The 268-nt window shown below is 36.9% G+C and carries 1 pseudogene; it reads right to left on the reverse strand.

The features are described from left to right. Window positions 1-104: 104 nt before the first annotated feature. A pseudogene (locus GUI70_RS25760) lies at window positions 105-268 on the reverse strand (hypothetical protein); the annotation flags it as partial.

Below are 268 nucleotides of genomic sequence, written 5' to 3' on the forward strand. Positions count from 1 at the left end.
TTGCTGCTGAAGTTAAAATTTCAGTTGCTTGATCGTTGTTGTTATATAAATCTTGTGCCATGCCAACTTTTTGGGCACCTTGTCCCGGAAAAATAATTGCTGTTTTACTCATTTGATTCACCTACAGTCTCTTTCATTGTTTGTACAATATTTTGCTCTCCTGCGATTTTCGCTTGTCTAATTGCAGAATAAAAAGCTTTAGCATTTGAACTACCGTGTGCTTTAACTACGGTACCTTCCAATCCTAATAATACGGAACCACCGTATT

It is taken from the genome of Deinococcus alpinitundrae (genome assembly GCF_009982895.1).
Taxonomy (GTDB): Bacteria; Deinococcota; Deinococci; order Deinococcales; family Deinococcaceae; genus Deinococcus; species Deinococcus alpinitundrae.